This is a genomic window from Legionella sp. km772, assembly GCF_003989735.1.
In the GTDB taxonomy this organism is placed as follows: domain Bacteria; phylum Pseudomonadota; class Gammaproteobacteria; order Legionellales; family Legionellaceae; genus Legionella.
Window position 1 is genome coordinate 1 of the sequence record NZ_RZGQ01000228.1, and the last position, 4,008, is coordinate 4,008.

Here is a 4,008-nt window from a genome sequence, read left to right on the forward strand (position 1 = left end):
TAAATCTTCAACAGTTGATAAAAAAGCTAATACTTCAGACATCCCTTTCTTTCGCCAGTTCAAATAAATGCAGGATTATACTGTTTATGTGACTAATTTCTAGTCATGAAAAGCCCCTGACTTTCACCTAGGTTACAGAGTCACTCTCTAATTATTGTGGATTAATGAGCTTGGCATATTTTATCTGCCAGGTAACCAATTGCCCCGGCATAATAAATTGAATTATTGTAACGCAAGATCATTCGGTAGTTAGGGAAGGCAAGAAAGGTTGGACCGCCGTAAGGCTGGACAATACTTGCTTGCAAGTCTTGATAAGGTAAAGCTTGGCCACTCTCTGTCCTTACTCCCAAAGCATTCCATTCACTAACCGGTTTAATGATACTTTTACCTTCCATTTTCATATCAAATTTAGCAGGTAATTTAACTTGGATAGCCCAGGGTTCGCCAGCTTGCCAACCATTTTGTTTCATATAATTGGCAATAGAGGCAAAAACGTCGGCTTTACTTTCCCAAATATCTTTACGGCCATCCCCATCATAATCTACTGCATATTTTACCCAACTTGAGGGTAAAAATTGCGGTTGTCCGGAAGCACCAGCCCATTCACCTTTAAAATTGGCCAAGTCAACATGGCCATCATTTAAAATATGTAGGGCTAAGAAAAGTTCCTTACGAAAGACATCTTTACGCTTTGAATCATAGGCAAGGGTAGCCAAGGCTTTAATGACCGGAAAATTGCCCATATAAGTGCCATAGCTTGTTTCCATGCCCCAAAATGAAACAATAAAACATGGGTTCACCCCATATTTTTGCCCAATTTCGTCTAATAGGGTTTTGTTTTTTAAATATTGCTTTTTACCAATAGCAATTCGGTAGTTATCTACGCGCGATGACCGATACTTCATAAAAGTAAGGCGATGCTCTGGCTGAGACCGCATTAAGCCCTTAATTTGACGGCTAGGTTCGGTTACTCCAGCAAAGGCTTCATCTAATAAGGCTGGCTTGATTCCTTGTTGTAAAGCCTCTTCACGAACACCAGCAACCCATTGATTCCAAGATTGTTCTTCAGCAAAAACTACTTGAGTTAGCAACAGCCAGGCTGTCACAGCGAGCCCCCATTTTTTCATCGCTCTTTCCCCTCGATTATAATTATAAGTTCTTTATTATCATTATAAGATAGACTATAACAGCAATGCCAACTATAAAAAAATACAGCTTTTATAATTAAAAATGGCAATTGGTTGGATAACCAGGGCCAGCGCTAGCATTTAACTCAGTTTCGTCCCCTTTCATCATGTGCAATAAACTGGTTAAAGAACGAGAAGCTAAAGAAAATAAAGCATAAGGTAGACTCACCAGGGCTAACAAAAAACAACTTGCTGCAGTAATAAGTCCCGAGCCTAAAACAATTAACGAGTTGCAAGCAAAATTAAAGGCACTATCCCGAAGTTTGGTTTGCATGAATAAAGAGGCAGTGGAGCTTATTAGCAATGCAGCGACACTCGCCGCTGCTGCTAAAACAGCACCCACTGCTGCTGCCGCCGACATAGCGGTTAAGCGCAAAGGTGTTTCAACTGGTGCAATAAGTTCGAGGCCAAATTCCTCTATTGAGCGATAAGGAGTAAAAAATAGGGGTTTGTATTCTTTCCGAAAGCGTGAAGCTACCGTGGTAAAATAAGAAAAATCATTTTCCGAGCCGGTGTCAAGTAGATGCGCAATTTCTTCGTCAGTAAAATGAAACATGATAGATAAGACCGTTAATCAAAGTGAGCCAATAATATACAATATTCATCAAAAGATCAATTTTCTGCCTTTTTAGATTAATATTGCTCACATTGTTCGCGCCACAAAAGAGGGATAAAAATGAACGCCTGGAGCAATTTATGATACAATCGCTTCTTTTGTTAACGAGTTTTGACCGAATGCTTACTCCACGAAGTAGAATGATTAAGGTTTTTTTTCTCTCTTTATTTGCTGCATTTTTCACCCGCCTTTACGCCCTCGAAGTGCCTATTTATGATTTTCCTCTGCAAGCATACACCCAAGACATCACTACTTATCTACCTACAGAAAGTGATGATTATTCTAAAAATTTACTCAGCCCAGAATATCAGCAAGTGCAAGTAGAGCAATTTTTTAGGCATTATTATGCTAGTGATGAACAAGGTCTTTCGCCTTGGAGTCCAGCTTTAATTCAAAGCCTACTCCCTCAAGTAAAGAGGATTGAGCAAAGCCTCATTGATGATTTCGATAATCAAAAACAAGAGCCCCTTCATTACCACTTTGCTGAGAATTTTAAAGAGCATGATGGGGAATGGCTTAATAAAATAATTAAAAACATGAACCTAGACGAGCTCGCTTTATCATTTAATAGTGGGCAACGGGCAATAGTTGTACAAAATACCTTTGCTCGCGCCCTCCCTGATAGTGCCCCTGATTTTTTCCATTTTGCCCTTGCCGGCCAAGGATTTCCTTTTGATAATTTACAGGAGTCAGCGCTTTGGGTTGGTACGCCTATCTATGTCCTGCATGTATCTCAAGATAAGGCCTGGTCCTTAATAACTACTCCTGATGGCTATGTTGCCTGGGTAAAAAGCAGTGACCTTGCTTATACTTCGGCGGAATTTATTCAACAATGGCAGGCAAAGGCGCACAATGGCCTCATGGCTATTACGAAGACTGAAACCAGTGTTAGGGATGAACAGCAACACTTCCTTTTTACGGCTTATATTGGCGCAGTGTTCCCCTTAGCAAATAATGAAACCGTTTACATACCTTTAAAGGGTAAAAACCAGCAAGCCCTTTTAGCTAAAGGCTTGGTAGAGCCACAGGCAGCCCAAAAAATACCGGTGCCAGCAACAAAAAAACAGCTTGTCCAACTCATCAAACAATTACAAAATCGACCATACGGCTGGGGAGGAGCTTTCTTTTTTAATGATTGCTCCCAGGAATTGAAAAGTTTATTTACCCCACTTGGAATTTGGCTGCCAAGAAACTCGGCCCAACAAGCTCAATACACTACACTCGATTTATCCGCAAAAAAAATGGATGAGCGTATCGCTACCTTAAAGGCGCAAGGACATCCTTTAATGACTATTGTTTATATTGGTGGCCATGTCATGCTCTACTTAGGAAACCATGAAAATAAGCCGATAACCTATCAAAATGTGTGGGGTTTAGCACCGGCGAATAAAGATAAACGCTATGTTATAGGTCAAGCGGTGCTCTTACCTTTACTGGACAGTTATCCTGAATATCCTGATGCTAAATCCTTGGCTAACGCCTCTTACTTTAAACTCATCTTTCTTGATAACTTGCCTAAACAAAATCTAAGTCCTCGATTTTTTGTGAAACAATTAACTGAGGCTATGTCCTTAAGAGATGCGCCGCTATGAAGAAAGCGATTCTTTTTATTGCATTATCTTGCCTGACCTTGTCCTTAGTTGTTTTTTGGTTAAGCAACCCCCATAATGTATCGGGTTGCCAGCATTTAAACACACTAAAAATCCCCTTGGTAACGAAACAAATCGTGCTCGTTGAGTCCAAGGGAGGAATTATCGCCCAGCTTAGTACCTGCATCTGGAACCAACGCTGGAAATCGGACCTATTTCACCACCCCATACCCGCAGTGCTTGGCAAACAAGGCCTAGCCGCTTTGGGGACTAAAAAAGAAGGCGATGGCAAAACACCAACGGGTCTCTACCCTATTGAGTCGGCTTTCGGCACTCAACCCTTAGCCTTAAAAATGGATTTCAAATTCATCACTTCTGAAGCTAAGTTTATAGATGACCCTAAACACCCTCAATATAACAGCTGGGTTGATGGTGCCACTACTGCACAAAGCTATGAACTAATGGATCATCCTCTTTATAAAATGGGTGCAATCATTAGTTACTCATGTTACGCACGGTCAATTTTAAGCTGCCATATTTTTAAGCTCCTGCCAAGCAATCTGGTTCGCTCTAAGAATCAATTTGTACTTAATAGCAAAGTGATTTAAATGAGTTT

At 40.6% G+C, this 4,008-nt stretch carries 4 protein-coding genes; 2 read left to right on the top strand and 2 right to left on the bottom strand.

Annotation, left to right across the window (positions count from 1 at the left end; all coding sequences use genetic code 11):
• Positions 1 to 161 precede the first annotated feature (161 nt).
• Together ELY15_RS14220 and ELY15_RS14225 are read right to left on the bottom strand one after the other, a co-directional pair.
• Positions 162 to 1,127 (bottom strand): lytic transglycosylase domain-containing protein, encoded by a 966-nt coding sequence (locus ELY15_RS14220; protein ID WP_127101171.1) that lies wholly within the window; start codon positions 1,125 to 1,127, stop codon positions 162 to 164.
• A gap of 97 nt (positions 1,128 to 1,224) precedes the next feature.
• The gene (locus tag ELY15_RS14225; protein WP_127101173.1) at positions 1,225 to 1,743 is read right to left on the bottom strand and encodes a hypothetical protein; all 519 of its coding nucleotides are present in this window, start codon (positions 1,741 to 1,743) and stop codon (positions 1,225 to 1,227) included.
• 140 nt (positions 1,744 to 1,883) lie between these two features.
• Between ELY15_RS14225 and ELY15_RS14230 the strand changes: the two genes are divergently transcribed.
• The gene (locus ELY15_RS14230; RefSeq protein ID WP_233586816.1) at positions 1,884 to 3,395 is read left to right on the top strand and encodes an SH3 domain-containing protein; all 1,512 of its coding nucleotides are present in this window, start codon (positions 1,884 to 1,886) and stop codon (positions 3,393 to 3,395) included.
• Complete coding sequence (locus tag ELY15_RS14235) at positions 3,392 to 4,000, top strand: hypothetical protein (protein WP_127101175.1); 609 nt, start codon at positions 3,392 to 3,394, stop codon at positions 3,998 to 4,000. The genes ELY15_RS14230 and ELY15_RS14235 overlap by 4 nt, the downstream gene beginning before the upstream one ends.
• Positions 4,001 to 4,008 lie beyond the last annotated feature (8 nt).